We start from the raw sequence: 16,079 nt of genomic DNA on the forward strand, positions 1-16,079 counted from the left end.
ACCAGTAAATGCCACCGCTTGATGCCCTTCAGACTTGGGCCCTTCCTCCCAGACCATGCGGTCACGCCTGAAAATCGGTTCCACCGGACAACCGAAAGATGCGTTACTTCTCCCGAAAGCCCAACCCCGCCCACGCCGCGAGATGGACGGTCCACCCCGGCCCGATTGCGTGGGCACACAACAAAGATAAAGCCGCTAAGTGGGAGGGGGATAAGTTTTCTTGAGCCCTTGTGTCCTGACCACCCAACCAGCATTCAATGCAGGAGGCTCCCCTTCCTTCGTCATCCCGCACAAACGCAGTGCGATGCGGGGCCTAGAGCCCCAAGTCAAAACCTCTCTTCTGGATACCGGATCTCCACTTCGCTCCGTCCGGCATGACGGCAGGGGCGCTCTCTTCGGTGTCATCCCGGCCACCGAGCCGGGATCCATAACCACAAACGCCTCTCCAACGGCTTCCTCAGCAACTACTCAAAGCAGCCAAGAACGTCCTTCGCGAAATACGGCTCCTGATTGACCCAGAACATGTAATCGACCTTCAAAAATTCCTCCGCAAATGCGTGCAGCAGGGGGACGATGTTTTGTTTGCTGTCAATCACTTCGGTGGTTCCGGTGCGGCCCGTGTAGTTGCCGTCCTGAATAGCGATGCCAAGGGGGGCGGTGTAGTCCCGCTCGTGCATCATCGCGATTGGGTGGTTCAGTTGTCCCTTGCGCTTGACCATCAGGTCCGGTGAACCCAGACCAACGCCGATGCTCTCGCCATGTTCATAGACGGATTTCAGATAGCCCTCGTCCTCAAACGGAAGCCACTCACCCGGCATAAAGTTGGCATATTGCATTACCACCGAGGTCGAGAATGCAGCCTTCATAGATGACATGTTGTGCTTCAGGCCATCAGCATACTTGGCTGGCGTAAACTGCTGGTCTTGCTCTTTGGAAACACCAATAGCGGACTCTTGCAGGTTGATCCCTTCAACCCGCCCATCAAAGGCCTCTCCAAGCGCCAGAAGCAGTTTAGCAAACCGATCCTGCACCTTGCTGTTCCAACGCTTCGCAACCCAGCCTTCTGCGCGATTGTCATCATCAAACTGCTGAACAGCTCCGCCAGCATACACATCCACTAAAAGATAATCAGGAACAGGCACATAGTCAGGATTGAACGAAGCATCCTGAAGCTGGACAAAAAGCGTCTTCCCCTTGGACTGGAGATAAGCAAGATCAGCTTCGATCTGGGAGAAATCATAGTCCCCCTCACCTTTCTCAAGTTCCCGCCACGGATACATGATCTGCGCACCTTCAAACCGTGCATGATCAAGAAACGGATGATCCTTAATCGCCTCGCGGTCTCTGGCAAAATAAACGAAGTGCTTCATGCCATCTTGAGCAATCGGGCAAGACGCCCCCAGATACTGCTTGTAGGCCTCAGCATACCGGTCAGCAGGGTTCTGCCACTTGGCAAATGCAGATGGGGCGGAGAATGAAAAAAGCGCAACAAGGCCAATGGCAACAGAGGTGCACACCTTAAGAACTGGCATAGAGGAATAACCTGACATCTATCGAAAATAGATCATCAGAAAACCGCGCAACTTTGTCGACAAAGAGGCTTACAGCACGGCGGACACCACTTACACCAAGCTAATGCGTCAACGCCGTACTCTTACATAAGGGAGGGGAGCCTCTTCCCTAAACAGCAAAGCCCTGACGCTTCAACTGCTGCACAATCTGATCCATCTTCTGCAAAAACTGCGAGCGATCTTTCTGAGAGAACGGCCTTGGCCCACCTGTCTGCTCCCCAAAGCTGCGCAGGTCTTCCATCAGGTTTCGCGTTGCCAGAGCCATGCCGATGGACGCCTCATCAAACACCTTCCCTTTCGGCGAGAGCGCAATCGCACCAGCTTTCACAACACGGTCTGCCAGCGGAATATCCTGGGTTACGACGATGTCACCCGGCACAGCGCGCTCAGCAATCCAGTCATCTGCCACATCAGGCCCATCCGGCACAATCACCCGCTCAACATCCATATCGCGCGGCGTGTTGATGAAGCTGTTAGCGACAACAAACACCTTCAGGCGATACCGGTCCGCGACTTTGTAAACCTCGTCTTTGACAGGGCAAGCATCAGCATCAATGTAAATAAGTATCTTTTTCGCGCTGGTCACAGCCGCATATCTCCTGCAATGCAGCGCACTCTCCAATGTGGGTCCGATTTTCGGGCAGGAATGCGCTCAACTCACGCCTTTACTCGCGCAGGAGCTATCACCTTGTCAATCAGGCTTGCCATTTCAAGCACATGCCAGTCACTTCCAGCACGTCCAAACAGCATCAAACCCGTACCCGGTGTGCCATAGGTGTTCATCGGAATAGTCGCAGCACAGCCATCCACCCAGTTCACCGCCCGCGTATTCTGCGAAAGCTGAGAACCAATCTTCTCCAGATTGCTGTCAATGTCACTCAGCATCGGCGCAATAATTGGTACAGTCGGCGCAATCAGAATATCAAACTTGCCCGCCATCTCTTTAAAGGCCCGAATAGCTTCCACCCGCTTGGACCGCGCCTCTTCCATCTCTTTGCTGGTCACTTCAGCAGACTGGAGAATCCGCTCAAGCAAATAAGGATCTGCGGTTTGCTTGAGCCCTTCCAGATATCCGGAAACCAACGCAGTCGCCTCGTAACTACAGATCGTTCCAAGGCACGTCGTGCTGTGACACAAGGCAGGCTCTGAAACCGGAGCAATGATAGCTCCAGCATCCCGGATCGCCAGCATCGCGCGATCAAAGTCAGCGCTGACTTGAGTATCCAGCCCCTCAGCCAAAGGCGAAGCAACCAGCCCCACATGCAAGCCATCGAGGCTGCTGATCTTGCGTGGTACAAGACATTGCCCGGAAAGCACCGCATGCAATCGGGTACACATATGCAGCGATCGTGCAATAAAGCCGACCGTATCAAACGAGGGACAAATCGAGAAAACGCCCTTGGTAGAGATCGCCGCGCGCGTCGGCTTGAACCCATAAAGGCTGTTCAGAGCTGCCGGAATACGTACAGACCCGCCCGTATCCGTTGCCAGCGCTGCATCACACAGCCCAAGCCCAACACTCGCCATCGCACCGGAGGATGACCCACCAGGAATGCGCAGTGCATCAAGAATATTCTCGGGAGATCCAAAATGAGGATTAAGCCCTAACCCGGTGAAGGCCAGCTCACTCATGTTGGTGCGGCCACATGTGAAAGCACCAGCGGCTTTCAGCGCAGAAACCACCTTTGCATCTTCACAGGCCGGAGCCCGATTGCGCAGGAAGGAAGAGCCTGCACTGGTGACAATGCCAAACTCATCAAACAGATCCTTAAGAGAGACCGCAACGCCATGCAGAGGCAGCGTGCCATACGCATCCTTCTGCCGTTGATCAGCAGCCTCAGCTGATCGCATGATCCGCTCAGCGTCAAATTCCAGAAAGATACGCTCCACATATCCATCAGGCAGGTCCATTGCCCGATCAATATACCGGCGCGCTACATCTACCGCTCTGAAGTGTATACGAGGATCCGTCGACAAGTTAGCTCCACTCATCACACATGCATGTTATAGCAGTCTAATGGTTGTCGCTCGTTTTGCGCTTAAGTTCAATCATCTCCAAACAAAAGAGATACCAGTCTGTTAATCCGCCAACGTGAAGCGCAACAAACTGCGTTTATGCAGCGAGGGAAGAAGCGGCAGAGCTTAACGCGTCAACACTCTCCAACAGATCCGGCAGAGCCAACCCGCTCAGCGCTAGGCGAGACCACATCACCACAGAGCCATCCTCCCCTTGCCCGACGATGATCGGATGTCCAGAAACATCAGGCAAATTCAGCGTCAGCAGATTGCCATCACTCAGGCTCTCATGAATAGCCTCACGCTCAACCCGAACCAGCAGCTTGATGTAATCTGGCTCATTCCCCACAAAGTACATGCTGAACTGGCCATCAACATCCACCTGATAAACCTCATTCTCCTCGTACTCGTTGATCAGGTACTGCCGCATGAGGTCTTTCATCAGGTGATGGAAGTTCACATTCTCAGAAACCATGCTTCTTCCCTGCCTTCAGCCCCGCATACTTCTCATTGAAATACGCACCCGTTATCTCATCCGCCTGCACGGTATCCGCAGTCCAGTCCGTCACATAAGTCGTTGCTGGGTTCTCCATGGTGCTCAGGTGTGAAGACATAAATTTGGATCTCGAGTTTTGCTCGACAATAAAACGCTCAAGTTTCTTGCCCGGCTCACTGGGAACATCCAGTGACTTGAAGAAGTCCTGAATCTCCTCAAAAGGAACTGGCTTCAGCCCCTCAATATCCAAGGTCAGTGAAGGCTTTGGCCCGGCTTTCGTCCACGACACCACGGTCGGCGCCTCACCCATTATCGTTTGCTTCCCGTCCTGAAGCCGAAAAGCCCCCGGAAACGTCGGCCATGCATCCACAACAACAGCCTCTTGCGTCGGATCTCTGGGATCACCAATCATGCAAAACGCATGGTCCACCATCGAAGAGGAAACGCGAGCCACCGGACTCTCCGTTTCAGATGCTGCCAGAAGCTTGTAACTCACCTCCGCATGCCCAGAGCAGTTTCCGGCCTGCACACGCAAAGAACTCTCCGCTAAACCGCCATTTTGTGATGCTTTAGCCAGCCCATAATTAGCCCGCAGATAGCTCTCACCGCGCGAAGCAAAGACGTCTGACGGCAAGTTACCTGCTCCATGAGGCAACAACTGCTTGGTCTGCCAGATAACTTTCTGCGCAGTCTTCAAGTCCTCAAAAGTCTGCGCAGACACACGCACTTCTTGCCCTTGAAACTCACCAAGGTACTTCTGTGCTTTCTTCACTGTTGTGAAATTAACAGTATCAGGTGTCTCAGCAGTATTCGAACGAAGACAATGAACAAGCGAACTAAACGTCGGCACCTGAACCTCCCATTACACAACCTAAACTAGAAATAATCTCTCAAAATCGATAGTAATAGCGAGAGAAAATCTAACTGTCAGATTCAGCACAGGAGCCGATTACATAAAATTGAAGATCAGAAACCAAAAATTCGATAAAGCATGCAACCATATGATTTTCATAAGCTTTGCCAGATCTTCATCCCAACCGTCCAATCCAAAACAAATAAAATTTATTTAAAACAACTGCATTTTAGCCATCAAAAAAGCCCGCCAGCAGAACCGGCGGACTCTTTGAAACTCAATTAAAGAGCGAACTTAGCGCTTCGGCTTATTGAACGCCGCAGCCAGTGCAGCAGCCATGGCGTTGTTGCCACCACCACCATTATCCGCTGGCTTATTACCTCCACGGCCACCACCGCGAGGCCCACCACCACGGTTGCCACCATTCGGGCGATTGCCGCCACCCGGACGACCACCACCGTGATTGCGTCCACCGCCACGCTCAGCCTGACGCTCCCGTGCATTTTCGCGAGCATCCGCGCTGTCTTTGCGCAAGGTCAGACCGATACGTTTGCGGGCAATGTCCACCTCAACAACACGCACCTTCACGATGTCGCCAGCCTTCACCACCGTATGCGGATCATCCACGAACCGGTCAGCCAGCTGAGACACATGCACCAGACCATCCTGATGCACACCGATATCAACGAAAGCGCCAAAGTTGGTTACGTTGGTGACAGTGCCTTCCAGCATCATACCCGGCTTCAGATCCTGCATGGTCTCAACACCATCCTGGAAAGAGGCGGTCTTGAACTCAGGGCGCGGATCACGGCCCGGCTTTTCCAGCTCTGAGAAGATGTCCTTCACAGTCGGCAAGCCGAACTTCTCATCCGTAAACTCTTTCGGATCCAGATTGCTCAGCAGGTTGGAACCCATGATCTCGCGAATGTCCCGACCACACGCTTTGATGATCTTCTGCGCCACCGGATAAGCTTCCGGGTGAACAGAAGACGCGTCCAGCGGGTTATCGCCATCTGCAATCCGCAGGAAGCCCGCACACTGCTCAAACGCTTTCGGCCCAAGACGAGCCACCTTCAGCAGTTCTTTGCGGTTTTTGAACGCACCAACTGTGTCACGATACTCAACCACCGCCTTGGCAAGGCTATCAGTCAGGCCGGAGATATGTGCCAGCAGCGGAGCCGACGCTGTGTTGAGATCAACCCCAACCGCGTTCACCGCATCCTCAACAACACCGTCCAGAGAACGTGCCAGCTTGGTCTGGTTCACATCATGCTGATATTGCCCAACACCAATGGATTTCGGCTCAATTTTCACCAGCTCCGCCAGCGGATCTTGCAAACGACGACCGATCGAAGCCGCACCGCGAAGCGACACATCAACATCCGGCATCTCTTTCGCTGCCAACGCAGAGGCTGAGTAAACAGAAGCACCTGCCTCGTTCACCATCACCTTGGTTGGGCGATGCTCGGCAGGAATGTCCTTCAGCAAGTCTGCAGCCAATTTATCCGTCTCACGGCTCGCAGTACCATTACCAATCGCAATCAGGCTCACGCCATGCTTGGCAACCAGCATCCGCAGCGTTGCTAATGAGCCCCGAATGTCATTGCGTGGCTGGAATGGGTAGATGGTCGCCGTATCTACCAGCTTGCCCGTAGCATCAACAACAGCCACCTTCACACCGGTACGAATACCCGGATCAAGCCCCAGCGTCGCACGCGGACCAGCAGGAGCTGCCAACAGCAAGTCTTTCAAGTTGCGAGCAAAAACCTTGATCGCTTCTTCTTCCGCCTTGTCGCGCAGCTCACTCATCAGGTCCAGCTCAACATGAAGGCCAATCTTCACCTTCCACGTCCAGCGACACACATCAGAAAGCCACTTGTCAGCAGGGCGGCCCTTATTTTCGATACCCGCAGCATCCGCAATCATCTGCTCAACCGGCTTCACAGCGGAAACATCATCCTCATCCACCTTCAGGTCCAGCGCCAGAATGCCTTCGTTACGACCACGCAACAGCGCCAGTGCACGGTGACTTGGAATGTTCTTCCAATTCTCGGAGTAGCCGAAGTAATCAGAGAACTTCGCGCCTTCCTGCTCTTTGCCCGCAACAACTTCCGCCTTCACAGCACCTTGACGCGCCACATAGTTACGCAGCTTACCAACCAGCTGAGCGTTCTCGGAAAACCGCTCCATGAGGATCTGACGTGCCCCATCCAGCACGGCCTTTGTGTCCGCAAAGCCCTTCTCCGCATCAACAAAACTACCCGCTTCACTCTCAGGCATCTTGCTCGGATCACCCAGCAGCAGATCAGCCAGCGGCTCAATGCCAGCTTCGCGCGCAATCTGCGCTTTGGTGCGGCGCTTCTTTTTGTAAGGCAAATAGAGATCTTCTAGCGCAGCTTTGTTATCCGCCGACGCAATCTGCTTTGCCAGCTCGTCGGTGAGCTTGCCCTGCTCATCAATGGATTTCACAATCGCTTTGCGGCGATCTTCCATCTCACGCATGTAAATCAGGCGCTCTTCCAACGTACGCAGCTGGCTATCATCCAACCCGCCCGTCGCTTCTTTACGGTAACGTGCAATAAACGGAACCGTAGAGCCTTCATCCAACAACTGCACCGCAGAATTCACCTGCCCCGGCGCACAGCCAATTTCACCAGCAATCCGCTGAGAAATCCGCAAAGCAACATCCGCAGGCAATGCACCAGCTTTGGCAGGAGAGGAAGAGGAAGCAACAGAGCTCAGATCAGACATTCAAATCTCATAGGCTTATTAATATTGAAAGCCCACCCTAGGTCCCCAATGCGGGCAAAACTAGGTGCGAGAAGGGAATATGAACAGGGAAAGAAAGGGGTGATACCTGCAAGAGCATCATCCGGAAGATCAGCTCCATTTTCTGTCTTCTCAAGACAACACAATTTGTAGATGGTGATACTATAAATCATACAAATGGAGCTTTGCTATGAAATCACGGATCACATTATCAATAAGGAGCGACGGCTCTTTTGAAATGTTTCTCAATGAAGCTGGCCGTGATGATCTTGTAGAACTGCTTCAATCTCTCTCCAAAGAGAATGATCACTTCCATCTTGCACCTAAGGAACTTGAGTTGGATTGCGAGATATCAGAGATCCCCTATCGAGAATCCGACCGATTATTGTCGAACGGTAAAGTACTTTTTCGCCCCGACGATTGGGACCGTCTTTATTTCCCACACGTGATGAATGACGAGCCTTGTTGAGTGTGTGAATTAAGAGGGATATCTCATGGAAATGAAAATCGTCATTTTACCGGGTTTAGATGGCACAGGAGTTCTCTCCTGCAAGATCCGTGAGTCTCTTTCTGCAAATCACAAAGTTGAGACGATTTCATATCCTCCAAACCTATCCCATTATAATGAGCTTTTAGACTGGCTTTATGCGTTACTTCCCAGTGAAGATTTCATCATTGTAGCTGAGTCATTCTCAGGCCCCCTCGCAGCCATGATCGCTGCAAAGCACCCCAAATTCTTAAAAGGTGTTGTGTTCGTCGCAACCTTTGCTCAAAGGCCACGAAACCTGCCCGCATCATTCGCGTACATCCTTCAAGTTGTTCCAATAAAATCTAGTTACCTAGCGCAGATGGTACAGCCAATCTTGATGGGAAAGTGGTCTAACCGTGATTTTACGAGCACATTCAAACAGGCATTGAATAAGGTTCCAGCATCGACTCTTTCCAAACGGCTGGCGGAAGTTCTTAAAGTTGATGTGATTTCGCAACTTACTGAGATAAGCGTGCCTACATTGTATTTGCAGGCAAAAAACGACCGATTGGTACCACAGAGAATGTCAGCTCCCTTTAATCGCGCGTCAGCTACATTCTGCACGATTGAGGGGCCGCACTTCCTATTGCAAGCAAATGCTGGAGAGACTGCTACAAAAATATCGGAGTTCATAGGAAGTCTGGGTTGAACTTTAACTCACGAAGACTGTGATAGTTGAATTTGTTACTACCATAGCCAGACAACACTACCCTTCCAACGCCTCAATCATCTCCACGCGCATTGCATGTCGCCCGCCTTCGAACTGAGCGGATAAGAACGCATCCACGATATCGAGTGCAACTCCTTTGCCAATCACACCGTCTCACCAGTCTGCTCAGCAACTCTCCCCCTCCCCTTCGTCGTCCCCAGATAGACCGAGCCAATGATAACAAGCAGCGCGATAAAGCGCTGAGGGGTCATCGCTTCACCCAACAGAACAACGCTAAGAATAGCGCCGCCAACAGGCACGGCAAAGTTGACCTGAGACATTCTGTTGGCACCAATTTGGGGGACCAGATAGAAGTAAATCAAATTGGCGCACGCTGTTGAGATCACGCCTAGATAGACAACTGCACCAAGAGAAGATCCAGTCAGCTCAATGGCTGAAAAGTCTGTGCCTGTAGCAACGGCATAAATCCCGATAGTGACCGTCCCCACAATCATTGAACCAGCCGCCATCTCCAGAGGTGGGCGCTTCACATACTTTCTGATGTAAACCGTTGAGGTTGCGTAAGAAGCTGTTGCAGCGATGATGGCAAACTGCCCCGTAACCTGCATACCCAATCCAGAAAGCGCACTTGGTCCAACAAGGATTGCAACGCCGGTTAATCCACCCAATACACCAAGTATGGTTCTAAGCGTGAGCGCTTCCTCAGGAACAAGCCATGCGGCAAGCAACAAAGTCACCATCGGGGACGTCCCCATGAGAATGGAGGTCAAAGCGCTGTCGACCGACTGCTCTCCATAACTGATAAGCAGAAAAGGAAGTGCACTGCCCAGAAGCCCTGTCACCGCATAGGAAACCCAGTCAGCAAGATCTTTGGAAAGAGAAAGACCGCGAATTTTCAAAGCACTAAAGATTATCAAGCTGCCAACAAGCATCCGCCCGAAAACCAGCAATGCGGGCTCAAGGGAAGCAACGCCAATCTTGATCACAACATAAGACGAGCTCCACATTGCAGCGAGAAGTAGCCATAAGGAAAGATGAAAAAGAGTTGTCTTGTGCATTCTCTGAAATCCGATAAATTGCTACTATATTAGAAGCATTACACCGCTTCGATTTTAGAAGCAAGGAACATGCACTATGAGTGAAGAAGACCGTCCAGTCGCAAAACATGGCGAACCAGTACCCGGCTCCCAAAGCGGGCAGCCGATCATGGTCCTCTTCGACCTGCTCAGCAGGCGATGGGCGATGGGCATACTGTGGGGGCTGAGCGAGAAAAACCGCACATTTCGCGAGCTTCAGGCCTATTGCGGCTCAGCTTCGCCAAGCGTCTTGAACACACGCCTCAAAGAACTGCGCAGCGTCGGTCTCATTGAAAAAGCCTCAGACGGCTACACCCTGACCAAGACAGGCCGGGAACTCTATAACCGATTGGAACCTTTAGGCGACTGGGCTATGGAATGGGTGCCGACAATTTAAAGAGCGCACCCAACAGCACAAAAGCAGCTCTGAAACGATCTCAATAAATTATCGGCCTATACGAAAAGCCAAAGAAAATAGCATTGCTATTTCTGCATGGGCTTCTGAACTTGGCGAGCAGCTGGCACACCTATACCATCAGCAGCAGTTGAATCACGAGCACAGCATCCCAGACGGAATGGAGCATAAGCATGGCAGTTTCTAAGAGTGATCTAGAGAAGTACGCTTCAGTGACCACGGATAAACTCCGCTATTGCGATGCGGACAGCCAGGGCCATGTCAATAATGCCGTGTTCAGCACATTCTTAGAAACCGGACGGACCGAACTGTTCATCCATGAGAAGCTAAACCTGTTCACCAAAACCAGCGGCTTCGCTCTGGCGAACCTCAACATGGACTTCCTGCGCCCAGTGTTCTGGCCCGGAGAAGTGCAGATCTACACCGGCATTTCCAAAATTGGCGGAAGCTCACTGGAACTTCATCAACTCGTCATCCAAAACAACGAAATCGCCGCTTCAGCTAAAACCACTATGGTTCAGATCGACCTGACCACAAACAAAGCCAAGAAGTTCACCGATGACATCCGTCAGGAACTGTCGAACTATCTTCTTTAGAGGGTCTTACCATGAGGCGATGACACAGCCAGAAGGATCTTCCACGATCATTGACGCAGCATTGCCTCTCACCGCACCACTGTAATTTTCTTCGCAGCACGAGTCACAGCGGTGTAGAGCCAGCGGGTTTTGTGCTCACGGAAGGCCCAGCTTTCGTCAAACAGCACCACATCATCCCATTGAGAACCCTGCGATTTATGCACGGTCAGCGCGTAGCCGTAGTCGAATTCATCGGCACGACGACGGATGGCGTAAGGGAGCTGCTCGCTGCCTTCTTCAAACATCGCTGGCAGCACCTTCACCTTCACGGCTTTCTTGGAAAAATCATCCTCTGAAATCACGTCAAAGCGCAGAGTGTTTCCGCGTGGCGGACGCAAGCGGGAGACTTCCCAAAGGCCGCCATTCAGCAAGCCCTTAGTCTTGTCATTACGCAGGCACACCAGCTTATCACCTACGGACGGCATCTGCGTGGTGAAGCCTTTCAGATCACGGATACGGCCATTGTAAAGGCGACGTGTCTTGTTGGTCCCAACCAGCACCTGATCAGAGGCAAGGATGCGCTCCTTGTCGATCTCCCGACGGGAAATCACGGCGCTGTCACCATACTGGCCAAAGTCCAGTTCTTCCCCATCACGAATGTCCATGGACATGCGCACGATCGGATTGTCTTTCGCCTGACGGTGAACCTCGGTGAGCATGATGTCCGGCTCTGCCTCAGTGAAGAAGCCACCACCACGCACAGGTGGCAACTGCGCAGGGTCACCCAGCACCAGCACCTTTTTGCCAAAGGAAAGCAGATCTCGGCCCAGCTCTTCATCCACCATGGAACATTCATCAATGATGATCAGATCCACTTTGGCGGCAGGACTATCGCGGTTGATAGCAAACTGCGGGCTTTCATCTTCGTCTTCATCATCCTTCTTCGTCCCCTTGGGGCGATAGATCAACGAGTGGATGGTCGACGCATCCGCACACCCTTTTTGCCGAAGAACATGCGCAGCCTTACCGGTGAACGCACCAAAGGCCACTTCGCCATCCAAACCCTCTGCCAAATGTCGGGCCAGTGTGGTCTTTCCGGTTCCAGCATACCCAAACAAGCGAAACACCTGTGGCCCGTGAGAGCGTGCCCAGCGCGCCACTTCAGTGAGTGCATCGTCTTGTTGCGGAGACCAATCCATTCCAGACCACCTGTAATAACTTTCTCAAACGTCAATGAGTAATAAACGAAGCTGACCTGAAACGCCCTCGTTTTCTTAAAAAGGTCAACAGGACACTCCAAATTGAACGTGTGAAACTTACGCGGAATTCAGGCACTGTCGCTAGGGTTGCATCAGCCTATCAATTTCGGAGCAACCCCATGCCACTGTGGAAGACATGTGCCAGCGAAAGTCCCGACATCTACGCCACGGCCCGCGCCGTTGAAGGCTTAGCCAAAGCCCGCATTCCAGAAACCGGAGTGAGCCCTGAAGAAGCCTACAATCTTGTGCGGGACGAGCTGTATCTGGATGGCAACGCACGGCAAAACCTCGCCACGTTCTGCACCACGTGGGTGGAGGATGAAGTCCACAAACTCATGGCTGATTGCATCGACAAGAACATGATCGACAAGGATGAGTATCCGCAAACTGCAGAGATTGAAGCCCGCTGCGTTCACATCATCGCCAGCCTCTGGAACTCACCGGAAGCCGAAGAAACGATCGGTTGCTCTACAACTGGCTCCTCAGAAGCCGCCATGCTGGGTGGCCTTGCCCTGAAATGGGCATGGAGAGACCGCCGCAAGAAGGAAGGCAAACCTCACGACAAGCCCAATATGGTGTGTGGCCCTGTTCAGGTGTGCTGGCACAAGTTTGCAAAGTACTTCGATGTGGAACTCCGCCAGATCCCACTCAGCGAAGGCTCCCTCCACATGCGGCCTGAGCAGCTGAAAGACTACGTGGACGAAAACACAATCTGTGTCGTCCCCACATTGGGCGTAACCTTCACTGGCGTTTACGAACCCGTCAAAGAAATCTGCCAGGAGTTGGATAGGCTTCAAACCGAAACCGGTTTGGACATTCCAGTCCATGTGGACGCTGCATCCGGTGGCTTTGTTGCGCCCTTCCTGCATCCAGAACTGCTGTGGGATTTCCGCCTAGACCGCGTGAAATCCATCAACGCTTCCGGCCACAAGTTCGGTCTCGCACCTCTGGGCGTGGGCTGGGTAATCTGGCGCGATAAGAAAGAGTTGCCGTCTGACCTGGTGTTCAACGTCGATTATCTGGGCGGCAACATGCCAACCTTCGCGCTGAACTTCTCCCGCCCCGGCGGGCAGATCGTCATCCAATATTACAACTTCATGCGGTTAGGTTGGGATGGCTACCGGGACATCCAGTCCGCCTGCGCAGAAAATGCTCAGTATCTAGCAGAGAAACTATCGGAACTGCCGGAGCTGGATATCCTTTACGACGGCAACGGTGCCCTACCCTGCGTATGCTATCGCCTCAAACATCCGGACAAAGCTCACTACACGCTCTACGATCTTTCAGAGCGCGTGCGCATGAATGGATGGCAAATCGCATCCTACCCGCTGCCATCAGATATGGAAGACACTGTTGTCCAGCGCGTCATGATCCGCCACGGCGTCTCTCACGATGCCGTCGAGCAGCTCTACTTGGACATCAAAAAAGCCCTGAACTATCTGGATAAAAACAACATCAAGTGGTCCGAGGCAGGACCAAGTTTCTCTCACGGATAGAGCATATCCCCGAAAAGCGGAAACCGGTTTTCGGAAAAGGATATGCCCCAAACAAACCCGTGAGAGACAGTCTTTGAGTATCAGGCCAGCTGTTCCAGCAGCTGCGCCAGATATTCTGGCTCATCAAGATGGTTCTCAACCATCAGCTCAAACTCTTTGTAAGTCGCCACGTACTGCACAGCCCCCATCAGATCACGGGTTTCATTCTCCCGCGCGGCCAATGGGTGAGACGAGCCTTTAAGCCCAGCAAAGTAAGCATCAACAAACGCTTCGCCCAGCGACTTGTCGATCTCGCAGAGGAACGGATAGACGCCAGCCACATCATAAACCGGCAGATCCCAGCGGCATTCATCCCAGTCCAGAATACCAACCAGCTCACCAGAGTTCTCGCTGATCAGTGTGTTCGGCGGGCCAAAATCACCATGGATCAGATGCTTGGTCTCGTTCAACTTCGCGAGCGCACCAAGGGCATCATTCAGTGACGCCTCCACATCAGTCCAGTACTCTGAGGTCAGGTACTTGCCATCGATGTTCTTGGAAGCTTCCATGCTGGAAAGCGCTTCCAGCAATTCAGCGCCAGATTTCAGCGTCTCCTTGCTGACACCGGGACGTTCTTCCTCTGCAAATTTAAACGCATCCCGCTCCTCCCAAAGCTTGATGTGCAGATTTGCCAGAGCCTGACCGCTTTGCTTGCAGGTCTCAACCTTGTCCAGTGGAGGTGTCTCACCCTCGATCAGCTCAAAGAGAGAGTAGTGTGCACCTTCCACCTCGGTCACGCGCTCCTGATTAACACCGTAAAGCGCCTTAGGAACCTCATAGCCAATCAGATCATGAAGCAGGTCCAGACATTTGAACTCGGAGAGGATCTGCTCTTCGGTTCTGTTTGGATTGTGACGACGAAGAACCACAGGCTCGTCACCGTCTATCTCTCCCAACCATGTTTCATTGGCATGGCCTTCTCCAAAAGAGGACCACTTGGTGTTTTCCGGCAAGGCAAAAGCTTCATCAAGGAGCTTGATTTCCTGCTTATTCATTTGCATCCCCCATTAACTCGCCAAAATCTCCCAGTGCATAGCGCGTATTGCCATCACGACCTGTCACGCGTTTTGCATTCAACATTGAATTGACGATTGCTTCTTCTGTAGCTTCTGCTGCTGCTCTAAACACTCTGTCAATTCGCCGCTCATCCATTTGTTCCACCGAATGCGTACGTTTTCTGCTCTTAATGTCCACCGGATCCGCAGTTGTGAACGCTAAAGCTATATCGCCACTTCCATGACCAAGGAATGAACCAGTTCGTGCAAGTCCTACGGATGTCCGTCTGGCTACTCGCTTCAACTGTCGTTCGCTCAGTGGCAGATCCGTTCCAACGATCATGATGATGGACCCTTTCTCAGGCCCACTCTCATCACGTGCTAGCTTCTCTTCAATCTGTGGACCAATGTGCCGTCCAGCCAATGTAAAGTCCGGCATGCGGCCCATATTGGAAAGCACCAGAGCACCCACATGGTACTCTTTATTGCCCAGCGTCACCTGACGAGAGGCACTCCCAATGCCCCCCTTCAGCCCATAACAGGACATGCCGCGTCCTGCACCAACTGCACCTTGTTCAAACTCGTCTGAAACTGCAGAAATCGCCTCCAGAGCATGGTTTGGACGAACATACAACGCACTGATCTTGTTCAGAAAAGCATCATTACACTCAAACACAACAGGGTTGATGGTTCCCATCACAAAATCGATGTCTGGCGTTTCTGCCAGCGTATGCTGGATAAGCCCCTCACTCACAGCACCAACGCTCAACGTGTTGGTCAGCAGGATAGGCGTTTCCAGCTCTCCCAGTTCCTCAACCTGCACCAGCCCGACGCTTTTGCCGAACCCATTGAAAACATGGGAAGCCGCGCGGGTTCTCAGGTTAAAGGCGTTCTCATTGTGAGTGGTAATTGCTGTCACGCCAGTCTGGCAGTCTCCATCTGAAAGCGTCACGTGTCCGACTTTGACACCCGGAACATCACAGATTGTGTTCCGCTGACCCTTTGGCAAAGACCCAATATTGATTTTCTGAAACATTCCAACCTCTGGCACAAATCGTATTCCACTCAGGTGTACCAGTCCTATTTCATAGTTAATCAGCAAACAACGCCGCCATGGCAAATGGCGGCTTATTTCAGGAAAGATCCGCCTCAATATTGGCCGACCAATTTCACCTCCAGTATAACCTCCCTGTATATATCCGATGGTTTTCCCGTTTTAACTCATCAAGAATTTCAATAAAATCAACGAAAATAAGTGTAAGCAGCTAATTGCAAAATACCCCGAAATATCGGAAAATGGTCTACCAATTAGCTGTCACC

The 16,079-nt window shown here is 52.2% G+C and carries 15 protein-coding genes and 1 pseudogene; 5 read left to right on the plus strand and 11 right to left on the minus strand.

Translation table 11 applies throughout. The features are described from left to right. Positions 1-464: 464 nt before the first annotated feature. The 6 genes from PSE_RS24375 to PSE_RS24400 form a co-directional block, all read right to left on the minus strand. Complete coding sequence (locus tag PSE_RS24375; protein ID WP_014287219.1) at positions 465-1,532, minus strand: hypothetical protein; 1,068 nt, start codon at positions 1,530-1,532, stop codon at positions 465-467. A 148-nt stretch (positions 1,533-1,680) separates the two neighbouring features. After that, on the minus strand, positions 1,681-2,157 hold the full coding sequence (locus PSE_RS24380) for a YaiI/YqxD family protein (protein ID WP_008552584.1): 477 nt from the start codon (positions 2,155-2,157) through the stop codon (positions 1,681-1,683). 71 nt (positions 2,158-2,228) lie between these two features. Beyond that, positions 2,229-3,548: an amidase gene (locus PSE_RS24385; protein ID WP_208998044.1), complete on the minus strand. Its 1,320-nt coding sequence runs from the start codon at positions 3,546-3,548 to the stop codon at positions 2,229-2,231. 136 nt (positions 3,549-3,684) lie between these two features. Next, complete coding sequence (locus PSE_RS24390) at positions 3,685-4,062, minus strand: CesT family type III secretion system chaperone (RefSeq protein WP_014287222.1); 378 nt, start codon at positions 4,060-4,062, stop codon at positions 3,685-3,687. Next, positions 4,052-4,933, minus strand: coding sequence for a hypothetical protein (locus tag PSE_RS26810; RefSeq protein ID WP_148266198.1), 882 nt, complete (start codon positions 4,931-4,933; stop codon positions 4,052-4,054). Before PSE_RS26810 ends, PSE_RS24390 begins: the two co-directional genes overlap by 11 nt. 297 nt (positions 4,934-5,230) lie before the next feature. After that, positions 5,231-7,687 carry a Tex family protein gene (locus tag PSE_RS24400; protein WP_014287225.1) on the minus strand — a complete coding sequence of 819 codons (2,457 nt, stop codon included), beginning with the start codon at positions 7,685-7,687 and terminating at the stop codon, positions 5,231-5,233. 208 nt (positions 7,688-7,895) lie between these two features. On the opposite strand from PSE_RS24400, the gene PSE_RS27105 reads away from it, so the two are divergent. Both PSE_RS27105 and PSE_RS24405 read left to right on the plus strand, forming a co-directional pair. Continuing rightward, positions 7,896-8,174, plus strand: coding sequence for a hypothetical protein (locus PSE_RS27105; protein WP_208998045.1), 279 nt, complete (start codon positions 7,896-7,898; stop codon positions 8,172-8,174). A 25-nt stretch (positions 8,175-8,199) separates the two neighbouring features. After that, positions 8,200-8,883: an alpha/beta fold hydrolase gene (locus PSE_RS24405; protein WP_014287227.1), complete on the plus strand. Its 684-nt coding sequence runs from the start codon at positions 8,200-8,202 to the stop codon at positions 8,881-8,883. A 57-nt stretch (positions 8,884-8,940) separates the two neighbouring features. Here the strand turns inward: PSE_RS24405 and PSE_RS27110 are convergent. Further along, a pseudogene (locus PSE_RS27110) lies at positions 8,941-9,051 on the minus strand (RpiB/LacA/LacB family sugar-phosphate isomerase); the annotation flags it as partial. After that, complete coding sequence (locus tag PSE_RS24410; RefSeq protein WP_041768810.1) at positions 9,048-9,962, minus strand: DMT family transporter; 915 nt, start codon at positions 9,960-9,962, stop codon at positions 9,048-9,050. The pseudogene PSE_RS27110 and the gene PSE_RS24410, both read right to left, overlap by 4 nt. Positions 9,963-10,038: 76 nt before the next feature. Between PSE_RS24410 and PSE_RS24415 the strand changes: the two genes are divergently transcribed. Both PSE_RS24415 and PSE_RS24420 read left to right on the plus strand, forming a co-directional pair. Further along, positions 10,039-10,377 (plus strand): helix-turn-helix domain-containing protein, encoded by a 339-nt coding sequence (locus tag PSE_RS24415; RefSeq protein ID WP_014287230.1) that lies wholly within the window; start codon positions 10,039-10,041, stop codon positions 10,375-10,377. Between the two features lie 191 nt (positions 10,378-10,568). Further along, complete coding sequence (locus PSE_RS24420; protein WP_014287231.1) at positions 10,569-10,991, plus strand: thioesterase family protein; 423 nt, start codon at positions 10,569-10,571, stop codon at positions 10,989-10,991. A gap of 68 nt (positions 10,992-11,059) precedes the next feature. Here PSE_RS24420 and PSE_RS24425 read toward each other — a convergent pair whose 3' ends face one another. Next, the gene (locus PSE_RS24425; RefSeq protein ID WP_008552592.1) at positions 11,060-12,169 is read right to left on the minus strand and encodes an ATP-dependent RecD-like DNA helicase; all 1,110 of its coding nucleotides are present in this window, start codon (positions 12,167-12,169) and stop codon (positions 11,060-11,062) included. A 179-nt stretch (positions 12,170-12,348) separates the two neighbouring features. Here PSE_RS24425 and PSE_RS24430 point away from each other — a divergent pair, with 179 nt between their 5' ends. Then, positions 12,349-13,725, plus strand: coding sequence for a glutamate decarboxylase (locus PSE_RS24430; RefSeq protein ID WP_014287232.1), 1,377 nt, complete (start codon positions 12,349-12,351; stop codon positions 13,723-13,725). Between the two features lie 80 nt (positions 13,726-13,805). Here PSE_RS24430 and PSE_RS24435 read toward each other — a convergent pair whose 3' ends face one another. Continuing rightward, positions 13,806-14,759, minus strand: a complete 954-nt coding sequence (locus tag PSE_RS24435; RefSeq protein WP_014287233.1) for a phosphotransferase enzyme family protein — start codon at positions 14,757-14,759, stop codon at positions 13,806-13,808. After that, a complete protein-coding gene (locus PSE_RS24440) occupies positions 14,752-15,795 on the minus strand; it encodes a P1 family peptidase (RefSeq protein ID WP_014287234.1) in 1,044 nt (347 codons plus the stop codon). Before PSE_RS24440 ends, PSE_RS24435 begins: the two co-directional genes overlap by 8 nt. Positions 15,796-16,079: the final 284 nt, after the last annotated feature.

This window comes from Pseudovibrio sp. FO-BEG1 (genome assembly GCF_000236645.1).
GTDB lineage: Bacteria > Pseudomonadota > Alphaproteobacteria > Rhizobiales > Stappiaceae > Pseudovibrio.